This window comes from Paenibacillus sp. Y930, from assembly GCF_056786375.1.
The window spans coordinates 199,899-219,734 of sequence record NZ_JBXCIX010000003.1; the positions used below are offsets into that span (position 1 = coordinate 199,899).

Below are 19,836 nucleotides of genomic sequence, written 5' to 3' on the forward strand. Positions count from 1 at the left end.
TATCACTCCAATACTCTATTAATATCATGTATAATTCAATAGGCGAAGTCAGCATCCAAGATGACTTGTTCCGCCAGTAAGTTTATTGCGGTAATCGCTACATTGTCACCATGACTATGTCCAACAATTCTAATGCCAAACCTTATGTCCACTTGGATCAGTATAAGTCAAAGGATTATTCTGCGCGTATGTATAAAGATTCAACGTCAGCGTATTATTCAATTCCCCTTCATACGTATCCTCATTAATAAACCTACCTACTCCCGAATCAAAATATCTCGCTCGAGCATAGGACAGATCACTTGCATAATCATACGCGAGTCCCGTATAGCCGAATAGATTGTCTGGGCCTGCATAATTCAAGTCTAGCTTATAGCTATCCTTCATACTACCAAATTCATCGTAGTGATAGCGGGCTGAGATTGTTCCAGCATCATTCGTTAAGCCGATCACACTTCCTCTTACATCTGCTAGATAGTAAAGACTTGTATAGGCAGCACTTGCATTCGACCCGCTTGCCCCTGATGTCGGTTCCCAATCATTGCTTGCATCGCCACTCGCCTTATAGATCATGCTTATTCGTTCATTATGTGCACCATATACGTAGCGCTGGCTCCACTGCTCATTCGCACTGCTTGCCATCAGAGGTTCAACGTATGGTAATGTCACATCATTAGAAAAATATAGCTCTCGTTGCTCCTGCTTATATTGGGATTCCCATCCGTCTCTTAGCCCTTCTAGATGACTGCTTGGATACTGATTCGCTCCATCTCGACTACCTACGAGCGTCCCCATATAGATTCGATTACCGTCACCATCATATTGATATGTTGTTGTATCTGTAATAAGTGATTATAAAGTAGGGATGCATATTGGCCAAAAAAGTTGTATTGAAAATAGCTGACTTGTTGAAGGAACATGACATTAGTCTTCGCGAACTTTCACGCTTGACCGACATTAGACATGCTACACTCAGTGAATTGACTAATCATAAGCGTCAGAATATTAACTTTGGTCATATTGAACGGATTGCTGAGGCTTTAAATATTGAAGATATTCGTAAGATTATTGATTTGCATATTACTTCAGACGAATGAAGACGGTTTGTTAAGAAGCCGTCTTCTTTTTTTATTTTCTTTGAACAAAAAGAAACCACATGGAGTTGTTACACTCGCATGTGGTCATCCAATAACTATTTCACTTTCTAATATTAAGTGTGTTTACTGCGTTGCGTACCTTGTCTAATACAACAAAACTAGTTGAATACACTCCAGGGTAATCATTATGATCTTCTTCATTGCCAGAATATCTTGCAGATTCATATGCAATTTCCCTAAATACCCTTCTCTCTGAGTCAGATAAGGTAGCATAATCAATGTCGTGATCATAGGTTATATGAAATTCATTACAAAAGTTATCAAGTTCTATTTCCCCTGCATTCAGCAATTCTATTAACCAGTATAATCTTTCTCTATCACTTCTTTGTTCCATTATGCCTTCTCCCTACTTTATCTCAGGTAAAACTCCATCAAGTGCTTCTCGTTGAAAATGAAAATGAGCTACTGTGTTTGTAGCACTATCATAAATAACTTTCAAATTATAAGATTTTCCATTCATATACATTACTGCGTAATACGCATTAGCAGTACTACCTCTCGGGTCTGCAACCTTCACGCCATATTTTATTGTAGAAATAAGGGTTTGTACAGGTACAAACCTTCCAGCTTCCTCCATTCTCTCTGTAGCTTTAACTGTAAAGTTTAGACCATTTTCAAGTTTTTTTAACTTCCCTACTTTGAATAAGCCAAATGATGCAGATATGGCTACCCCTTCACCAGGATGATTCTCAATATAACTTGCTACGCCTTCAGTAAATCCTTGAATAGCACTTAATACTGGGAACATTTGATGCGCTCGTTTCATTATTTCTTCCATCGGTATCATACTATCTGTACTTAACATAATATCTGAATTAGAATATCCAGCTTTTCTTGCTTGTGATCTTATTATTTCTGCTTCATTACTCCAATAATCCCGCTCCGCTTTAGTTGTTGAAATAGACCACATATTCTTCATTTCATTAATGACATAGTTAAATCCAAGCTTTTCATTCCAATGCCCTGTTGGGTCTATATAAATCAACGGATTATTCTGAACATACGTATACAAGTTTAACGTCAGAGGATTGTTCAATTCCCCCTCATACGTATCCTCATTAATAAAACGGCCTACTCCTGAATCAAAATATCTTGCCCGAGCGTAAGACAGATCACTAGCATAATCATACGCAAGTCCCGTGTAGCCGAATAGATTATCTGGGCCTGTATAATTCAAGTCTAGCTTATAGCTATCCTTCATACTACCAAATTCATCGTAGTGATAGCGGGCTGAGATTGTTCCAGCATCATTCGTTAAGCCGATCACACTTCCTCTTACATCTGCTAGATAGTAAAGACTTGTATAGGCAGCACTTGCATTCGCTCCGCTTGCCCCTGATGTCGGTTCCCAATCATTGCTTGCATCGCCACTCGCCTTATAGCTCATGCTTATTCGTTCATTCTGTGCACCATATACATAGCGCTGGCTCCACTGCTTATTCGCACTGCTTGTCATCAGCGGTTCAACATATGGTAGTGTCACATCGTTAGCAAAATAAAGCTCTCGTTGCTCCTGCTTATATTGGAGTTCCCATCCCTCTCTTAGCCCTTCTAGATAGCTGCTTGGATGCTGATTAGCTCCATCTCGACTACCCCCTGTGGTAGATTTGCGTAGTGTAGTCGGTTCTAATATACGTCATTATCGAAAAATAAAGGGATTATCACAAGATCAGTTTGCCGAACTATGTGGGTTTCATTACTCGTATATTGGCGGTGTTGAACGTGGAGAACGAAATATTTCTTTAGATAATCTCGAAAAAATCGCTAATGCATTACATGTAGAGCCTAAAGTATTGTTTGAAGGTGATATGCCTGTTCAACAGGCTAACCTTGATGAGAAAGATACTGCTATCGACGAATTGCTTGCTATTCTTCAAGCTAAAGATGTGCAATACATACGAATGACGAAGAAGCTATTAGTAGAAATATTCAAATCCTTCCCTAAACAGTGAAAAACCAAGCCGATAGTTACATCTGCGACATTTTGCAGTGTGTTGCGGTATCGTATATGTACGCTCTTAGTGTCCAAGTCCTCTAGGCAGTTAAACTGCCTAAATATCACCTTAATTGAAGCCTAGAGATAGCACAAATGAAAAAAACGATGACATCTAATAGACATCATCGTTTTTATTCGCTCTGAATGAAATTTAATTGATTATTTACTTACAACTCTTCCGTTTATAACCTATTTTTTAATCGGTTTACTATGTTCCAATTTGAGCAGTCTAATTTTATATTTATCATATAACTCGACTCTTGATATTATTCCAGTAGTAATACCGTTCCCAAATTTTATCTCCCTTATTGCATCTGGGAATATAGTGTTATTTTCCAAAGCTTTAAAATCAGATTTGATGTAGTGTTCGCTATCCATAATTGGGAATTTTATTTTTATATCACCATCGTTTAAAAATACGATTTCTTTATTCCCGCTTGCTAAACTTTGTTTCCATTTTATATACTTACCAGTCCCTTCACTTAAACCAATCCCATTGTATTTAACAATAATTGTATCCTCTACAATTTTGATCTGACCATTGATTTCATACTCCAAGTAAAAAGGAAACTCTCCATAAGTATATTTAGGTTTAGGAGGATTTTCTTCAAATAACAGTCCTACATAAATTAACAGCCATGGACCTACAGTTATAGCAAATATAATCGTAATAAATACTATAGGAATAATTAAAGTATTTTTCAGTTATAGCCCTCCTTCTCTATTAAGGCATTAATTACTGATCTCATGGAATGATTGTTTATTCCATTTTTGATGATTCTAGACCCACTATGCCACCATTTTGTGGGGTATTGATTTGGTAGATACACTGTATTTCCGTAAGGAGGAGTACCCATTGTACCAGTCAAAACATCACCTTTAACAGCATAATGCACCATAGTTGCGGTATATTCATCCCATCTTTGCTTGTTGTCAACTTCATAAAGCAAATCATATACAGGTACATTAGGTGTTGCCGAGTTAAAAGTAAAAGCATTAGTATTTGTAGCTAAAGCATTTGCAGTAGCTTCTGCACCTCCTTTAGAATGCCCGATCATAGTAACCTCATAACCTGTTTTATTATTTACAAAAGAAACAGCATATTTAATTGAATCAACCATATCAGTAGACATACCCATTGGTTGTTGAAGATTATTTATCCAATCACCACCAGTCGTTGTACCTTTGTTAACTAATGCATATTCTATCATTCCATCAGAGGTAGTTCTAGAATAAATTCCTATTTTCAATCCTTCTTTATTAGTGTAAACATCCTCCAATTTCCAATTTCCGCCTAGAGTAACGTTTCTTGAGTTATCGAGAGTTGCAGTATATATATCCTGTGCCATATTAGCAGCTTGTAGTGGAGTAGGAATATGCCCGCTTGGATCCACATAAATCAATGGATTGTTCTCGACATACGTATACAAATTCAAGCTCTGCGGATTATTCAGTTCCCCTTCATACGTATCCTCACTAATAAAACGACCTACTCCTGAATCAAAATATCTCGCCCGAGCATAGGACAGATCACTTGCATAGTCGTACGCAAGTCCCGTATAGCCGAATAGATTGTCTGGACCTGCATAATTCAAGTCTAGCTTATAGCTATCCTTCATACTACCAAATTCATCATAGTGATAACGAGCTGAGATCGTTCCAGCATCATTCGTTAAGCCGATCACACTTCCTCTTACATCTGCTAGATAGTAAAGACTTGTGTAGGCAGCACTTGCATTCGCTCCGCTTGCCCCTGATGTCGGTTCCCAATCATTACTTGCATCGCCACTTGCTTTATAGCTCATGCTTATACGTTCATTCTGTGCACCATATACATAGCGCTGGCTCCACTGCTCATTCGCACTACTTGCCATCAGCGGCTCAACGTATGGTAGTGTCACATCGTTAGCAAAATAAAGCTCTCGTTGCTCCTGCTTATATTGGGGCTCCCATCCGTCTCGTAGCCCTTCTAGATGACTGCTTGGATACTGATTTGCTCCATCTCGACTACCTACGAGCGTACCCATGTAGATGCGATTACCGTCACCATCATATTGATATGTCGTTGTATCTCCGCGCTCATTCACTTGACGGACAAGACGATTATCTGCACTCCACTCGTACTGCTCTAGAATACCTGATGTTGCGCTTAGCAGACTTGTTGCTGTGATGGCATTATCATTCTCTGCTTGATCGCTTTCAAGTCCATCCATAGACTCCGCTTGATCTCTATCATCTTCCTCTATTCCTTCTGTAGACTGGGCATCTTCTTCCTCGATGTTCCCGGCGCCTTCTGTAGCTTCAACCTGTTCTTCATCCTGAACGATCTCATCTTCCGGATTCCCTTCAGCATCAGCTACACCTTCTAGCGATCCTTCTACGGTTTCTACTACTGCTCCGTCTTCTACAGTTTCTGCTACTGCTCCATCCTCTACAGCGTCCTCTACAACTTCTTCTATAGTTTCTTCTACAGCTTCCTCTATCACCTGCTCAGGTTCTTCAATAAGGCTCTCTATGTTATTATTCTCGTCTAGCACTAGCGCATCCTGCAATGAAGTTAAGGCTGTAACACTGGCTACACCACTAACCTCTAGCAAGTTACCACGCTGATCGTACGTATAGTTCTTGGACTGTTCTCCATTGGTCCATGATGTTAATTTATTCGCTAGATCATAGGTATACGTTTCTACAGTTGTCATACTACTTTCAACGGCAGACTTCGTAAGCCGATTTCCAACTTCATCATAATGATAGCTTGTTGTTGCCCCGTTACGTGCTTGCACTTCAATTAATTGATTCAAAGCATCATAGACGTAATTGGATTGTTCTAGCTCATGAGCACCTTCCTGTGATCGATCCTCATCACTACCACTTGCTTGACGCGTCTCCTGCAGCATATTGCCTACTTCATTATACGTATAGCTTAGCTGCTCTAATGCTTCTCCACCTGATGAATAATGTGTTAAGCGACTAAGCTGCCCCAGCGCATCATATTCATACTTGGATGCTCCTGTATTCGGTAGACGCTTTTCTATCATTCTACTATTCGCATCATAGGTATACGTGGTGAGACCACTGCTTGCATCCCTTACCTCTGTCACTCGACCCAGCACATCATATCCATATCGAACCGATGAATTGTCTGGATAAATGACACGGGTACGATTATTCATCTGATCCCATTCATAGCGAATGTTATTTCCTCGTGCATCGATGACTTCCGTCAATCGATTCAGAGCATCATTCGTATAACGTGTCGTCCCCGAGCCATCTGTCATGGCTAAGCGGCGCCCAATAAGGTCATAGCTATAGCTTGTTTGCTGTCCATCGCTATAGATAGCCTTGATCACGCGACCTACTTCATCATATTTATAGCCTGTTGTCGTACCATCTTCAGCGGTCATCGAAAGCAACTGACCGTTGTCATTATACTGATAGGACAATGCTTCACCGAGTGGGTTTACACGTTGAACAAGCTGATTCGACTCATTGTATTGATAGCTTGTCGTCGCCCCTGCTGCATTACTCTGCTCTATCCGATTACCGTTCGCATCATAGCGATAAGAGGTTACATCACCTAGTGCATTTTGTACCGACAGAAGACGGCCAATCGCATCATAATTAAACTCTGTTTCGCTTCCCAAAGCGTCAACAATCTTTGTTACATTGCCCAGCTCATCATACGTATAGCTTGTCATATGACCGAGAGCATTAATAACTTGTGTATTTTGTCCTAATTCATTGTAGCTATAACGAGTGATCGCTCCTTCTGCATCGGTAAGAGCAATCATTCTGCCTAATAGATCACGCTCTATGCTTGTTTCATTGCTTAGAGGATCAATACTTTTCAGTTCTAAGCCACGGCTATCATATTCTGTTTCCCAGACTGAACCATCCGGTTCAATAGTAGCTGTACGATTTCCTACTGCATCATATTCATAACGAGTAATGCTACCTAATGCATCTGTTGTTGAGCTAGGCTGCCCTATTGCATCATATTCGTACCATGTACTATTTCCTAATGCATTTGTTTCCTTCACTAACTGACCTAAGCTGTCGTATTTCAGTGTAGTACGCGCGCCATTAGGCTCTGTCGTCGTCAACAGCTGATTGTCATTGTTATAACTATATTGCGTTACATGACCTTCTGCATCGGTAGAGGTTAACAGATTACTATTCGCATCATACGTATAAGTGCTTGTCGATCCCAGACTATCTGTTGCTTCTACCAAGCGGTTCATACTGTCATATTGATACGTAATCTGTGATCCATTGCCATCTACATATTGAATCACATTCCCTGCTGCATCGTAGCTGTATTCCTTCGTAATGCTTTCAGCATTCGTGTTCGCAAGGAGACGATCTACGTTGTAGCTGTAGGATGTTTGTTCCCCCGCTTCATCAGTCATTGTAAGTAAATTACCTAAACTATCATATTCGTATTCCACAACATGTCCTAAAGCATCTGTATGTGAAATGACACGGTCCTTAGTATCGTAACTATAGTGCTGGACGATACCATTACTATCATCAATCGTAATAATACGATGAAGATCATCCCGTGTAATCGTTTGAATATGTCCTTCACTATCCTTCACTTTAATCGGATAGCCATATGAATCATTCGTAATCACAGTTGTAGCCCCAAGCGCATCCTCTAATGAGACTGGAGCACCTTGGGCATTTCTAATAATACGCTCACTTTGACCAAGCGCATCTGTCGTTCCTACCATATTTCCTACTGTATCATACTGATATTGATGCCTATGACCTAAAGCATCTGTCATATTAGCAATCCGATTGTCATGTCCATAACGATAAACGATCGATTGGCCTTGACCGTTGACAAATTGTTGTAAATTACCCCGTTCATCATAATTTACTGCCATCTGAACGCCATTGCCATCTACTAGTGATTGTAGACGGTTGCCGTAATCATAATTGTACTTAAGCTTCGTCTGATCTGGTAATGTCGCAGACTGCAATAAGAAGCGATCATTCCATGTAAAGCTTGTCGTTCGTCCTAATGCATCCTTCAAAGACGTAATATTTGCAGTAGCTAACGAAGCTGATAATGAAGTAGACGCTGATGTACTAGACGTAGATGTAGATGCTCGCGTAAGTGCGTTAACGTTAGTTGGTGGATAGGTTAATATCGTTTTCCCAGATCCAACACCTGTTGCTACCTCTGGTGTTTTATTCGGCGTCATATCACCACCAATAGCAAATACACCGCCAGTAGATATATTAAGCTGATTATTCACGCTTACGTTATTGCGAACGAAGAGATCTCCGCCAGTAATCGTAAGATTAGCCAAATCGTTATTGGAAACTAATCCACCTAGCGACATCTCGCTTTCGATATTCATTTCCACTTTCGTATTGATGTGCAGTTCACCAGCTACAACAATACGTTTTGCCTTCACATTCAATAATCCACTATTATAGGTAAGGCTTGATGTGTAAAGTGTATCTGCTACATCTATAACAGAATCGTTATTAAGATGAATAGCACCGTTTGACCAAATATTTCCGTATTGATTGCTTACTTGCTTGGAGATTAATTGCAGATTCGTATTGGCATTCAGTCCATTTTTCACAATTAAATTACCGTTAATCGTTACAGTAATATCTTTGTTCGTGTTCATGCCTTCAGCAATAAGAATAACTGGTTTGCTTGCGCTGCCGAAGGTGACACTTTCCTCTAGATTCAAGTAGCCAGTCTTAATGACTACTGGGTTAAGATTGCTCGCAGTGATCGACGATTGTAGTTCACTTATTGTGCATGAGCTGCAATCTACGGCACTATTACTATAATTAGTAATGGCCGATGTAATCACTTGTGATTGCCCTTCGATGTAATTCGCAATAACAGGCTGCATACCAGCAACAATTGTATATTCTGGCGCATTGGCAAGATTGTGCATAGTACCCGAAAGTAATACTTTATTGGAGCTTGCAATATCTCTCCCGTTATTCGGATTAATGCTTACAGGTCCATCCTCTGGCTCCTGTGCTTCCTGCTCCCTTTCAACAGGTGCAACCGTTCCATTGTAATCCATTTGTGTCGTTTCACCATAATAATCCGTTAAGCCGCTAACACGCAGCTCCTCATCATACGTCACCGATAACGTCCCAGAGCTATTAGCATTTGTAACACTAATAAGATGATGCTCGCTATCGTATTGCAATTGCGTCGTACTTTGGTCAACATCGATAATTTGTACAAGATCACCGTTCGCATCATAATTAAATTGTTGACTACGTCCAGCATGATCGACTACCGATACTAGCAAATTATCGCTATCGTAGCTCAATTGGAATGAAGCACCACTCGTTGTCACTGACTTTAACAATGAATTTTGGTAGCCCAATTGAATCTCATTACCATTAATATCTCGTATAGACTCTAGACTTCCAGCACTATTAAAATAATAGATTGTTCCATATGCCGTTTCTAGCTGATGTCCTCCGCCAGATCGCTGAGTTAAGCTCCAATTCGTTCCTTTTGGAGTGAGATATTTCCCATTCGATAATGGAAGGAATTCATAACGAGAACCACTTGGCTCTAGTAAAACGATCTTGCTATCCTCTTCCGTCAATGACCATTCGTAGGAGTGCAGCCACCCCAAACCACTCGTACCTTCATTGGAATTACGGCTTAGATATAAGATATTGAAGCTTAGTGGCATTAACGCATCTAGTCCAAAGTAAGGGGATGTATATACAAAATCTCCTCTGGCCATATCAATCGGCGCTGTCCCACTTGGATTGACTATGCGTAATCTCGCATCTAGAGCATCCGTTGTAAATTGCGCTAGATCGGCTTGCGTTGGTAATGCTTCTATTTCCGGATTGACTAATAATATAGAGCTTAGATTGCTAATTGGATTAGAACAATCTAGTCCATTACAGACATCATCTGTTACTCCATTCCATACAGCGATTTGCTCCGCTATTTGAATGCTTTCAGCGATCGAATCCGTCTTGTAGAAGTATCCCGCCGCTGCTTCCCAAGTCATCGGGAAGGATGGTGTAATAACCTTCATGACACGGATGATTTCTGAATGACTAGAAGTAATGCCATTCTTTTTAGCTTTAGCTGTAATATAAGCTATTTGCCCAGCAGTCAATGATGTCTGATGCGACCAAGCACCATTCGCACCAGCTGTTGTCGTCCCTAGCTGCTTGACCTCCGTACTGCTCGCTGTCGTGTATTCTAATTCAATTGTTGCTCCTGCTGCTGCTGTACCACTAATAACAGTTCTGCCATTACTAGAAGCTACTGCCTGCAAAGATGTCGGCGACTTAAGTAGCTCAGTGCCAACCATCTCAAAGCTCGCCATCTGACCATAATACACACTGTTTCCTGTATAGTCAGCAGGGGATATACATATGGTATATCGACCCTCTGGCAGCTTTTGACCATTGATCGTACCATCCCATATTACTTCATGAATAATATATTGATTGCCTGCTTTCGTAGGGTAAATCTCTCGCTTAATGATGCTCCCTGGTATCGGTGAGCCTCCATCACTTTGCGGCGTACAAACCATAATAACAGTATCATGCTCATCTTCCCCGTTATCTGCTGCATTGAAGCTAAAGCGAATACTTGTCGTCTCATTGCCCTCGACAGGCAGCTCACTTGGCTCAATTCGCATATTGGTAGAGGCATCAGCTTTATTGTTCAATACCGAATCTAGCGGTGGATAAATCGGAATACCTGAGAACAGCACCGCCATCATTAGCGCCCATATTAACACAACTTTAGTCATTTTCCTTTTCAACTTTATCTCTCCTCATTCTATTCTTATTAAAGTTGATCTAACACTAGCAATAAGCGATAGATCACTGTAGCTGACTCTGCTCTTGTTGTTAATTGTAATGGCTTCAGTCCTGTAGCATTACCTTCGATGAGATTCAAGCGAATAGCTGTTGCCACAGAAGATTTTGCCCACTCACTAACAGCATCGCTATCTTTGAATTCTGCTAATTCTGTTTCATTGCTACTAGTATTTTGCTCCCCTAGCTGCGTGCCTACTGCTCGCACTAACATCGTCATCATCTCTTCTCGAGTTAACGCATCATTAGGCTTAAACTTGTCTCCTGAGCCTTGTACAATTCCAGCTGCAGCAGCTGTTTCAACCCATGAATAATACCAAGCTTGAGGTGAAACATCACTGAACGATGATTGCTCAGCCACTACTTCCTCTATCCCTATCGCTCCTACTAGTAGCTTTGTAAATTCCGCTCTAGTAATTGACCGATTCGGAGCAAAGCTCGTTGCACTAACACCATTAATGATGTCTCTAGCTGCCAATGTTTCAATCACATGCTGTCCCCAATGCTGCTGTATATCGTCAAAGCTAATACTGCGATACATAATCGCGTAAGTACCTGTATGAGCAATTGAAGCTTGCGTGAATCCTGCTACAACTTGATTGGCTCCACCGATATACTCCCAATAGCCAACTGTCGCGTTCCAGCGATAAATGCCGAGCTTATCGATCTCATTGCCCGAATACGAATGCAGTGAATGACTCATACGAAGCAGTGCATTTTTCATAAAGCTTTGCTCTGCATCGAGCTGCCAAACCCCACTCGCAAGTTCTAGTGCATGACCGTTTGCATCAATTAACGAATATTGGTTCGAACGTTTTTGCGTAATACTTACTTTTGTTGGAGCTGGAAAGCTGATCTGCTCGATTGTGACAACGACACGCTGATCATCCGTTGCCAACTCCCCACCTTCTCCATTAATAACTATGCTATATTGCTCTTCCTCCTGATCAGATCCATTTGGTAATCCGGCGTCACTATCAGTTCCAGACTGATCGGGTGGAGATGGATTACTATTGCCTGTAGCTAGATTCATAGAGGCTAAACCCCCATCTGGCTTGCTATAAAATAACTGTGAGCCATTTATACCAATCAAGCCTCCCATTGCATCAGATATAGAAATTGTGGAGACCTTACCATTATTCAGCTCAACCGTTTTCAATACAGGGGTGCCATTCGTATTTTCTATAAATGCTGCATATGTATCACTTATCGCCATCATTGCATATTCTTGCTGTTTGCTTGTATACTCCGTTACATCCTTAGCTGAAGAGGTGTTATTAAGCACATCCATCGATACATATTTGCTTTCACCCTGCTCATTACGCTGCAACGCCAATATATGCGTGCCATTAAATACGAAACTATCTATATGGTTAGAGCCACCTAGCATAATAAGCGGGCGCTTAACTCCTGTTTTGAGCTTTAATAGACTTACACCGCCGTCTCTAGCATGCTTATAGACGACCACCCCTTCAACTAACACTGGAAAACGACCTTCTCCAATATTAGATTCTCTTCCCGTAGAGAAATCATAGTACATCATAAACCCATAATTCGTACGGTCATACCATAGCGCTCCATTAGCATCCACCGTTGGGTTAGAATATTGTCCGGCTTTCGTATTAAGCTTAGTCTTCGTTCCTGTTGATATTTGATAACGCATAATATCCCAATTCATCGTTGCATTAGGCTCATCACCCTTATCTGCCCAAACAATATAGTCACTAGATAAATACGGTGCATCGACTGTAGGGCTACCCGTTGTAATATCTTTTTTCTCTCCTGTTACTGTATTAAAATAGACTAGCTTTTTCTGACCAGCATCTTGAATTTCTAGCCAAATCATTCCATCTCCTGAAATTTGCACATCCGTAGCTTTTTCTAAATTCGGGATAGCAGCTGCACTTATTTTCGTATTCGTTGCTAGCAATACGAAAACAATTGCCACTACTGAACACGCTACTAATGTCCTAACCCCTTGCTTCCATTTCAACATTATGTACCCTCGTTTCACGTATTTTGGACGCAAAAAAACCACTTGCCTTGAGCGACCCGGCTATCATCTCATCGAGCTTCACTCGATAAATTAGACCCGTGGCTTTGCGTCTCCGCCTTTCGACGAATTTGCCTTTTTTCCTACATTTGGTTTGTCATTTTATGAAATATTTTGCAGTCTCTGCTTATTTACATTCTATGCTCTCAATGAATTTCCTTCTTTTTTCCTATTTTCCCATAAAAAATTTTTATATACTTGTGACTTCAGTCTTTTCAAGCGTTCCAATAGACCCATATATCTCTAAGTACTAGTAGCCTTAAGCACGAGTTTATAATAATAGTTCACATATTCCATACCAATTAGCGCAAAATTCGGTTAATTCTTAGGTCATTAACCAACTTAATAAACAACAGATATATTCGGGCCACTAGGTCTCTCTTATCTTGGAACCTAAGTAGTAACAATATATGAAAGATACACAAATATAACGACAGGAGGTAGCTTATGTCCGAGTCAAAGTCTAAACTTCTGACAATAGAGGAAGCAGTTGAATTGGTGGATAATCGTAGAATTCGGGGTGGGACGACAATTTTATAAACCCTTTCAAAGGTATATGCTCAAAGTGTATGTTAACAAAGATTGCTTTTAGAATTTCCTCTACAACAGACTTTCAGCTTGATTAAGTTGATACACCAACCTAATCAAGCTGAAAGATGTTTTATTTATACAAATGAGATGATTATTTTTACAAATGAGATGATTATCTCTCAACACGAATGAGTAATAGCTCCACGTCTTCTAGTGCCTGCAAACTATGCTGCTCTTTCGGCTCCATATATAACATATTGCTAGGCGTAAGCTCGACTCGCTCCCCAGCAACATTAAATGCTATTTTGCCTTTTTGAACTACGATAAGTACATCCGCATTAGCACTATGCTCCGGAATACCGTTGCCTTTCTTAAGTTGAATCTGGACTACCTTTGTTTTCTCAAAACTGGTAAGAGGATTCATATACTTGTCCTGATCCTGCAAATGGCTTTCTAGATTAAATACTTTCATCCTTTATTCCTCCCTGCTTCATTGAAATCATAGTACTCAAGCTGTATTAGTGACTATCCTCATCATTACCTTCAGTATAAATCAGTTTACATTAATAGCATGTGATTCAAATCACCAATTTTGCTACTTCATCTTAATAAGGAGATAGATAAAGTATGGAGCTCCGATTACTGCTACAACTACTCCTGTCGCTATCTCCGCAGGTGCCATAATGACTCTTCCGAGCATATCAGCGACAATGACTAATAATGATCCTGCTAACGCTGCTGTCGGTAGTAATATATTATGTTGCGAACCTACTAATCTTCTAGCTAGATGAGGCCCGATTAAGCCAACAAACCCTATCCCTCCACTTACAGAAACACATGCTGCTGCAAGTGCAACAGCTGCTACAAGCAACTTGATCTGTTCCCGTTGGACAGAGATACCCAGTGCTATCGAACGTTCCTCACCTAAACTAATAATGTTCAATACATTGGATTTGTACATCAAATAAGGAATGAGAATGAATACCCATGGCATTAATGTTATAACGAATTTCCAATTGGTTCCCCATATGCTTCCTGCTAACCATGAAGCTACAAATTGATATTGATCCGGCTTTAATCGAATCGTGAGGATAACCATGGCTGCACTAATTCCCGCTGCAACACCAATCCCCGTAAGTAGCAAACTATTCGGAGAAATTCCTTGGTTACGTTGATATGACAGAATAAAGATTACTGTAGCGGTTAGTCCAGCACCTACGAAAGCAAGAACTGGCAGTAAGAAAATATGTCCCGTACTCGTTACAGAGAAGAAGGAAACAAATATCATAACCATCAAACCAGCACCAGCATTAATACCGAGTATTCCTGGGTCGGCTAATGCATTACGTGATACAGACTGCATAATGCAACCTGACACCGCAAGCCCTGCACCGATTAATACAGATATTACAATTCTTGGTAAGCGAAAATCAAAAAGTATTAATTGCTGCTGAGCAGTACCTTGACCAAATAATGTTTTGAATAATTCAATTGGTGCAATCTTCATATACCCCGTATTCATACTAAGGATGAAAGAAATCATGATAAGTATGCCAAATGTTATCAGTATAGTCGCTTTACTACGTTTCTTTTTCAATTCAACTGCACCATTCATCGCTTGTCCCACTTAGATCGCTCCCCTTTCCTTACGAGCCAAATACAAGAAGAAAGGAACCCCAATGACCGCAACGATAGCCGCAACGGGTGTCTCATATGGAGGGTTAATCACTCTTGCTAATAGGTCGGCAAGTATAATAAGTAACGCTCCAAGTACAGCAGAGCATGGAATAATTAGTCGATAATCTAATCCCACTAGTTTGCGAGTGATATGTGGAATGATAAGTCCCACAAAACCAATGGAACCAACAAGTGCCACAGATGCACCTGCCAACATAAGAACAATAATCGCACATGCTAATCGTACGAATCCTGTTCTTAAGCCCAATCCTCTCGCAACCTCTTCGCCAAGTGCTAGAATGGTAACGGATCGCGAAAAATAGATTGCCCCTGCCATCGCAATAATGAACCATGGCAATAACATCTCAAGCTGCTCCCACTTTACACCTGACACACCTTGAGCATACCAAAAAGCGATATCTTGACCTATTTTGAAATAGAGCGAAATTCCTTCACTTAGTGCAGATAATAATGCACTAATCGCCGCTCCTGCCAACACAAGTCGTACAGTAGATACACCACCTCGGTTCATAGCTGCTATACCATATACCAGAAAAGCACCAAGCCCCGCTCCTACAAATGAGAATAGTAATATAATGTGAAATGGTGCTGATGGGAAAAAGGCCAAACTTATTGTAAGCATTAATGCAGCTCCTGCATTAAGACCCAATAAGCTTGAATCTGCCAGAATATTACGTGTCATCCCTTGCATGATCGCACCCGCGACCGCAAAGCTAGCACCTACCATCGCCCCAGCAAGGATACGAGGTAAACGCAAAGTATGAATAATCTTATGATCTAATATTGTTGAGTTATAGTGGAAAACTGCATCCCATACTGTAGAAAGAGGCATCTCGGCGAAGCCAATCGATATCGATATCGCAATTGCAACGACTATTGCAATTAATCCACCAATAAGTGTTATTATCGCTGCGATTGGTCTTGATTGAACCTTGACCGCTGCTGAATCTTTGACATCATTAACCATGATGTTATCCTCCGAATTGTGCTAGATGTAAACGGCGGTATACGCCATCTTGAGATAGAAGTACGTCATGACTACCTTGCTCTGTTATTCCTTCTTCAGTCACAACAACAATACGATCTGCATCCTTAATCGTCGCTAATCTGTGAGCGATAATAAGTGTCGTTCTACCTTTGGATAGCTCAGCTAATGATTCCTGAATAGCTAATTCTGTTTCCGTATCTAATGCCGAAGTAGCTTCATCCAATATTAATATCGGAGGATTTTTGAGGAACATACGTGCAATCGCTAATCGTTGCTTCTGACCACCTGACAGCTTCACTCCACGTTCACCAATAACAGTATCTAGACCATCAGCTTGTCCTTCGATCAATTGTTCTAGCTTGGCACGTCGCGCCGCTTCCCACACTGCATCATCATCAGCATCTAATTGGCCGTACTTAATATTTTCACGGATTGTACCTGAAAATAAAAATACATCCTGCTGCACAATTCCGATTTGCTTACGTAGAGAATCCTGGGTAAACTGGCGAATATCTATATCATCGATACAAATTGAACCATGATCTACATCATAGAATCTTGGAAGCAGGCTACAAATGGTTGTTTTACCCGCACCAGATGGTCCAACAAAAGCAATAGTCTCTCCTTTTGCAATCGTCAAATCGATATGATTAAGTACCGGTTGCTTTCCGTCATAACCGAATGAAACATCCTTAAATTCAATTTTCTCATTCATCTTGTCCAATGTAATAGCATCCGGTGCGTCCGCAACATCGGGGTTCGTATCTAATAGCTCGATATATCTCTTGAACCCAGCTATACCTTGAGGATAACTCTCGATAATGGCATTAATTTTTTCAATAGGTTTGAAGAAGACATTCGTTAATAGAATAAATGCCATTAAAGATCCGTAAGACATATCTCCTTTAATAACAAACCAAGTACCAAATACCATTACGAATAAAGTAACGAGTCTCATCATCATATAGCTGATCGAACCATTTTTGGCAATAAGTTTATAGGATAATAATTTCGTAACTCGAAAACGATTATTGTTAACTTCAAATTGTTCTTCTTCAAATTTCTCGTTAGAGAATGCTTTAACTACTCGAATACCACCTATATTCTCTTCAATTCGTGCATTAAAGTCCCCAATATCACTATAGAGCTGATGAATCGCTTTCGTCATTTTTTTATTAAAGTAGATTACAACACCAATAATAAATGGAACAATAACAAATGTAATTACTGCCAGCTTCCAGTTAAATAATAGCATCATAACAAACGCACCAACTAACGTCATTACTGCGATAAATAAATCCTCAGGACCATGATGGGCAACTTCACCAATCATGTTCATATCATTCGTCAGTCTACCAATAAGATGACCTGTTTTCGTATTATCAAAAAAGCGAAACGATAATTTCTGAATATGGGCAAATAACTTTTTTCTCATATCCGTTTCAATATTAATTCCGAGTACATGTCCCCAATAATTTACGATATAAAGTAGAAAAGTATTGAGCGCATATAATGCTAATAATGCTGCGGAAGCCCATATAATGAGATTCCACTCCTCATTGGGTAATAACTTATCAATAAATACACTTATTGCTAGCGGAAAGGCTAACTCCAGTAAACCAGCTAAAACGGCACAACCAAAATCGATAATAAATAAACGGGTATAAGGCTTATAGTAACTGAAAAATCGTCTAATCATCTAGAACCTCTTTTCTGTAACATAATTACGTTGACATAAGTACTATTTATATCTCATTCTTATATTGATAGTGATTATCATATTCACAACAACAAAGTATAGAGCATTATTGATTTTGGCGCAAATGATATTGTTACTTTGATACGAGAGGAGTTATCCGAAATTGGACTATCTATATTCTTATAAAGAAATCACGCAACATACTTTGCTAGCAACAGAAACACATAAACGTCAATGGAACGATGCCTATAGTATTATTCTAACCGTTGAAGGAAAGTCTGAGTTACTTATTAATGATAAGACGGTCATGCTTTATCCTGGTACAGCAACTTTTTGCAATCGTGATTGTTACTTGCAATTTAACGTGATGGCTGAACATGACTTAGTTGTATATATTATATCTTTTCAAATATTAAAGCTTGTACAAGCTGATGCAACCGAGCCAATCATTTATGAAGAATCCAAACAATATTGGCGTGAAGATGGACCTATCTACGGCATATCTTATTATCGGTTTATTGAAGTCGCCAAAGAGTTGTTGGAGCTGCGCCATTCTACAGAGAAACATATGTCATTCAAACAGCAAACATTGCTCTATGAGCTTCTGCCTTCCATCCATCAACAAAACTCTAATCTTGCTTCGCCACACTCTACACATCATGGAGAAACGATTCAGCAAGTGATTACTTATATGCATCAGCATTATCAAGATGAAATTACAAGAGACGGTATGGCCAAATTCACCGGATTTCACCCGCGCTTCTTCTCTAAAATATTCAAATTAGAGACCGGAGTAGGCTTCTCAGAATATATGGCTAACATCAGAATAGATAAAACCAAAGAACAACTGCTGCTTACAGACCTCAATCTGAATGAAATTGCAGCGAATGTGGGATACTCAAACGGTCTATATCTGAGTAGAAAATTCAAGCAAATGACAGGCATTTCCCCCAAAGGTTATATGGACAAGTCTAAGCGAATTATTGTCTATGATTGGATCGGAAACTTGCTGGCATTAGGAATAAAGCCTGTAGGGGCATCATATTTCTATGGATTACAGGGATTGTACTTATTAAGAGAAATGTTAGAAGATGTCGTTGATGTTGGTAGAAGTTCGGTAGAAAGCATCATTGCATTAGACCCTGAGCTTATTATCGCACCCAAATGGCTTGGTAACACCTTATTGAATAATTTAACGAAAATAGCTCCGACTATCATTATACCTTATGGCAATTCTTTTGAGCGATTTCGTTCGCTTGCACATACACTTAAGCGCGAGCAAGAAGCTGAACAATTTATCGACAAATACAAGCAACAAGCTCAGAGGGTAAAACAAAGTATTCAAACTATTATACATCCCAATGAAACAGTTGGTCTATATGAGCTCGCCCCTAGTCGTAATATTTGGGTAATGAATGAACTTCATGGCCGTGGTGGCTATAATTTATACGAGGGATTAGGATTAAGCGCTCCTGATTTGATTAAAAAGCAAATTATAGGTAAAGATTCTCCCTTAGAGCTTCCGCTAGATCAATTACCTTTATATGCGGCAGATCATATGATTATTAGCTACCCCTTTGATGCAGAGAGCAAAGATTATGTGAATGAGATGATGAATCATTCTGTGTGGAAAAGCTTACCTGCCTACCAGCAGAATCGAATTTATTTTATCGACAAACGTATTTTCCATGCTAATGATGTCTATTCTCTGTATAAGCAATTAGAGCTTCAAGAGCATCTGTTTCTATCTCGTAATCATGATGATATGCAACAATGTCATTTTGTGCATGAAATAAATGACTTATAGATATAGACAAATAAACTGCTGTTGTTAGAATTAAGCTTATTGATATTGAGTATCATTATCTA

General features: G+C 39.8%; 13 protein-coding genes and 1 riboswitch. Of the genes, 3 read left to right on the forward strand and 10 right to left on the reverse strand.

Going from position 1 to position 19,836, the window contains the following annotated elements; translation table 11 throughout:
* Positions 1-129: 129 nt before the first annotated feature.
* Complete coding sequence (locus AC1TO5_RS09945) at positions 130-795, reverse strand: RHS repeat-associated core domain-containing protein (RefSeq protein ID WP_482062654.1); 666 nt, start codon at positions 793-795, stop codon at positions 130-132.
* A 77-nt stretch (positions 796-872) separates the two neighbouring features.
* On the opposite strand from AC1TO5_RS09945, the gene AC1TO5_RS09950 reads away from it, so the two are divergent.
* Entirely contained in the window at positions 873-1,097 is a 225-nt protein-coding gene (locus tag AC1TO5_RS09950; protein WP_482062655.1) for a helix-turn-helix domain-containing protein, read from the forward strand.
* A gap of 100 nt (positions 1,098-1,197) precedes the next feature.
* Here the strand turns inward: AC1TO5_RS09950 and AC1TO5_RS09955 are convergent, their stop codons facing one another.
* Together AC1TO5_RS09955 and AC1TO5_RS09960 are read right to left on the reverse strand one after the other, a co-directional pair.
* The gene (locus AC1TO5_RS09955; RefSeq protein ID WP_482062656.1) at positions 1,198-1,491 is read right to left on the reverse strand and encodes a magnesium and cobalt transport protein CorA; all 294 of its coding nucleotides are present in this window, start codon (positions 1,489-1,491) and stop codon (positions 1,198-1,200) included.
* Positions 1,492-1,503: 12 nt separating this feature from the next.
* The gene (locus tag AC1TO5_RS09960; protein WP_482062657.1) at positions 1,504-2,613 is read right to left on the reverse strand and encodes an RHS repeat domain-containing protein; all 1,110 of its coding nucleotides are present in this window, start codon (positions 2,611-2,613) and stop codon (positions 1,504-1,506) included.
* A 142-nt stretch (positions 2,614-2,755) separates the two neighbouring features.
* On the opposite strand from AC1TO5_RS09960, the gene AC1TO5_RS09965 reads away from it, so the two are divergent.
* Positions 2,756-3,109 carry a helix-turn-helix domain-containing protein gene (locus tag AC1TO5_RS09965; protein WP_482062658.1) on the forward strand — a complete coding sequence of 118 codons (354 nt, stop codon included), beginning with the start codon at positions 2,756-2,758 and terminating at the stop codon, positions 3,107-3,109.
* A 233-nt stretch (positions 3,110-3,342) separates the two neighbouring features.
* Here AC1TO5_RS09965 and AC1TO5_RS09970 read toward each other — a convergent pair whose 3' ends face one another.
* The 7 genes from AC1TO5_RS09970 to AC1TO5_RS10000 all read right to left on the reverse strand — a co-directional run bounded on the left by AC1TO5_RS09970 (position 3,343) and on the right by AC1TO5_RS10000 (position 17,967).
* The gene (locus AC1TO5_RS09970; protein ID WP_482062659.1) at positions 3,343-3,711 is read right to left on the reverse strand and encodes a hypothetical protein; all 369 of its coding nucleotides are present in this window, start codon (positions 3,709-3,711) and stop codon (positions 3,343-3,345) included.
* Positions 3,712-3,854: 143 nt separating this feature from the next.
* A complete protein-coding gene (locus tag AC1TO5_RS09975; protein WP_482062660.1) occupies positions 3,855-10,943 on the reverse strand; it encodes a Tle-like phospholipase domain-containing protein in 7,089 nt (2,362 codons plus the stop codon).
* 26 nt (positions 10,944-10,969) lie between these two features.
* Complete coding sequence (locus AC1TO5_RS09980) at positions 10,970-12,994, reverse strand: S-layer homology domain-containing protein (RefSeq protein WP_482062661.1); 2,025 nt, start codon at positions 12,992-12,994, stop codon at positions 10,970-10,972.
* A 47-nt stretch (positions 12,995-13,041) separates the two neighbouring features.
* Positions 13,042-13,137, reverse strand: a riboswitch (cyclic di-GMP riboswitch).
* Positions 13,138-13,754: 617 nt separating this feature from the next.
* Positions 13,755-14,054, reverse strand: a complete 300-nt coding sequence (locus tag AC1TO5_RS09985; protein ID WP_482062662.1) for an AraC family ligand binding domain-containing protein — start codon at positions 14,052-14,054, stop codon at positions 13,755-13,757.
* 123 nt (positions 14,055-14,177) lie between these two features.
* On the reverse strand, positions 14,178-15,197 hold the full coding sequence (locus AC1TO5_RS09990) for a FecCD family ABC transporter permease (protein WP_482063104.1): 1,020 nt from the start codon (positions 15,195-15,197) through the stop codon (positions 14,178-14,180).
* A gap of 12 nt (positions 15,198-15,209) precedes the next feature.
* The gene (locus AC1TO5_RS09995) at positions 15,210-16,247 is read right to left on the reverse strand and encodes a FecCD family ABC transporter permease (RefSeq protein ID WP_482062663.1); all 1,038 of its coding nucleotides are present in this window, start codon (positions 16,245-16,247) and stop codon (positions 15,210-15,212) included.
* A 4-nt stretch (positions 16,248-16,251) separates the two neighbouring features.
* Positions 16,252-17,967 (reverse strand): ABC transporter ATP-binding protein, encoded by a 1,716-nt coding sequence (locus AC1TO5_RS10000; RefSeq protein WP_482062664.1) that lies wholly within the window; start codon positions 17,965-17,967, stop codon positions 16,252-16,254.
* Between the two features lie 163 nt (positions 17,968-18,130).
* On the opposite strand from AC1TO5_RS10000, the gene AC1TO5_RS10005 reads away from it, so the two are divergent.
* Positions 18,131-19,774, forward strand: coding sequence for an ABC transporter substrate-binding protein (locus AC1TO5_RS10005; protein WP_482062665.1), 1,644 nt, complete (start codon positions 18,131-18,133; stop codon positions 19,772-19,774).
* Positions 19,775-19,836: the final 62 nt, after the last annotated feature.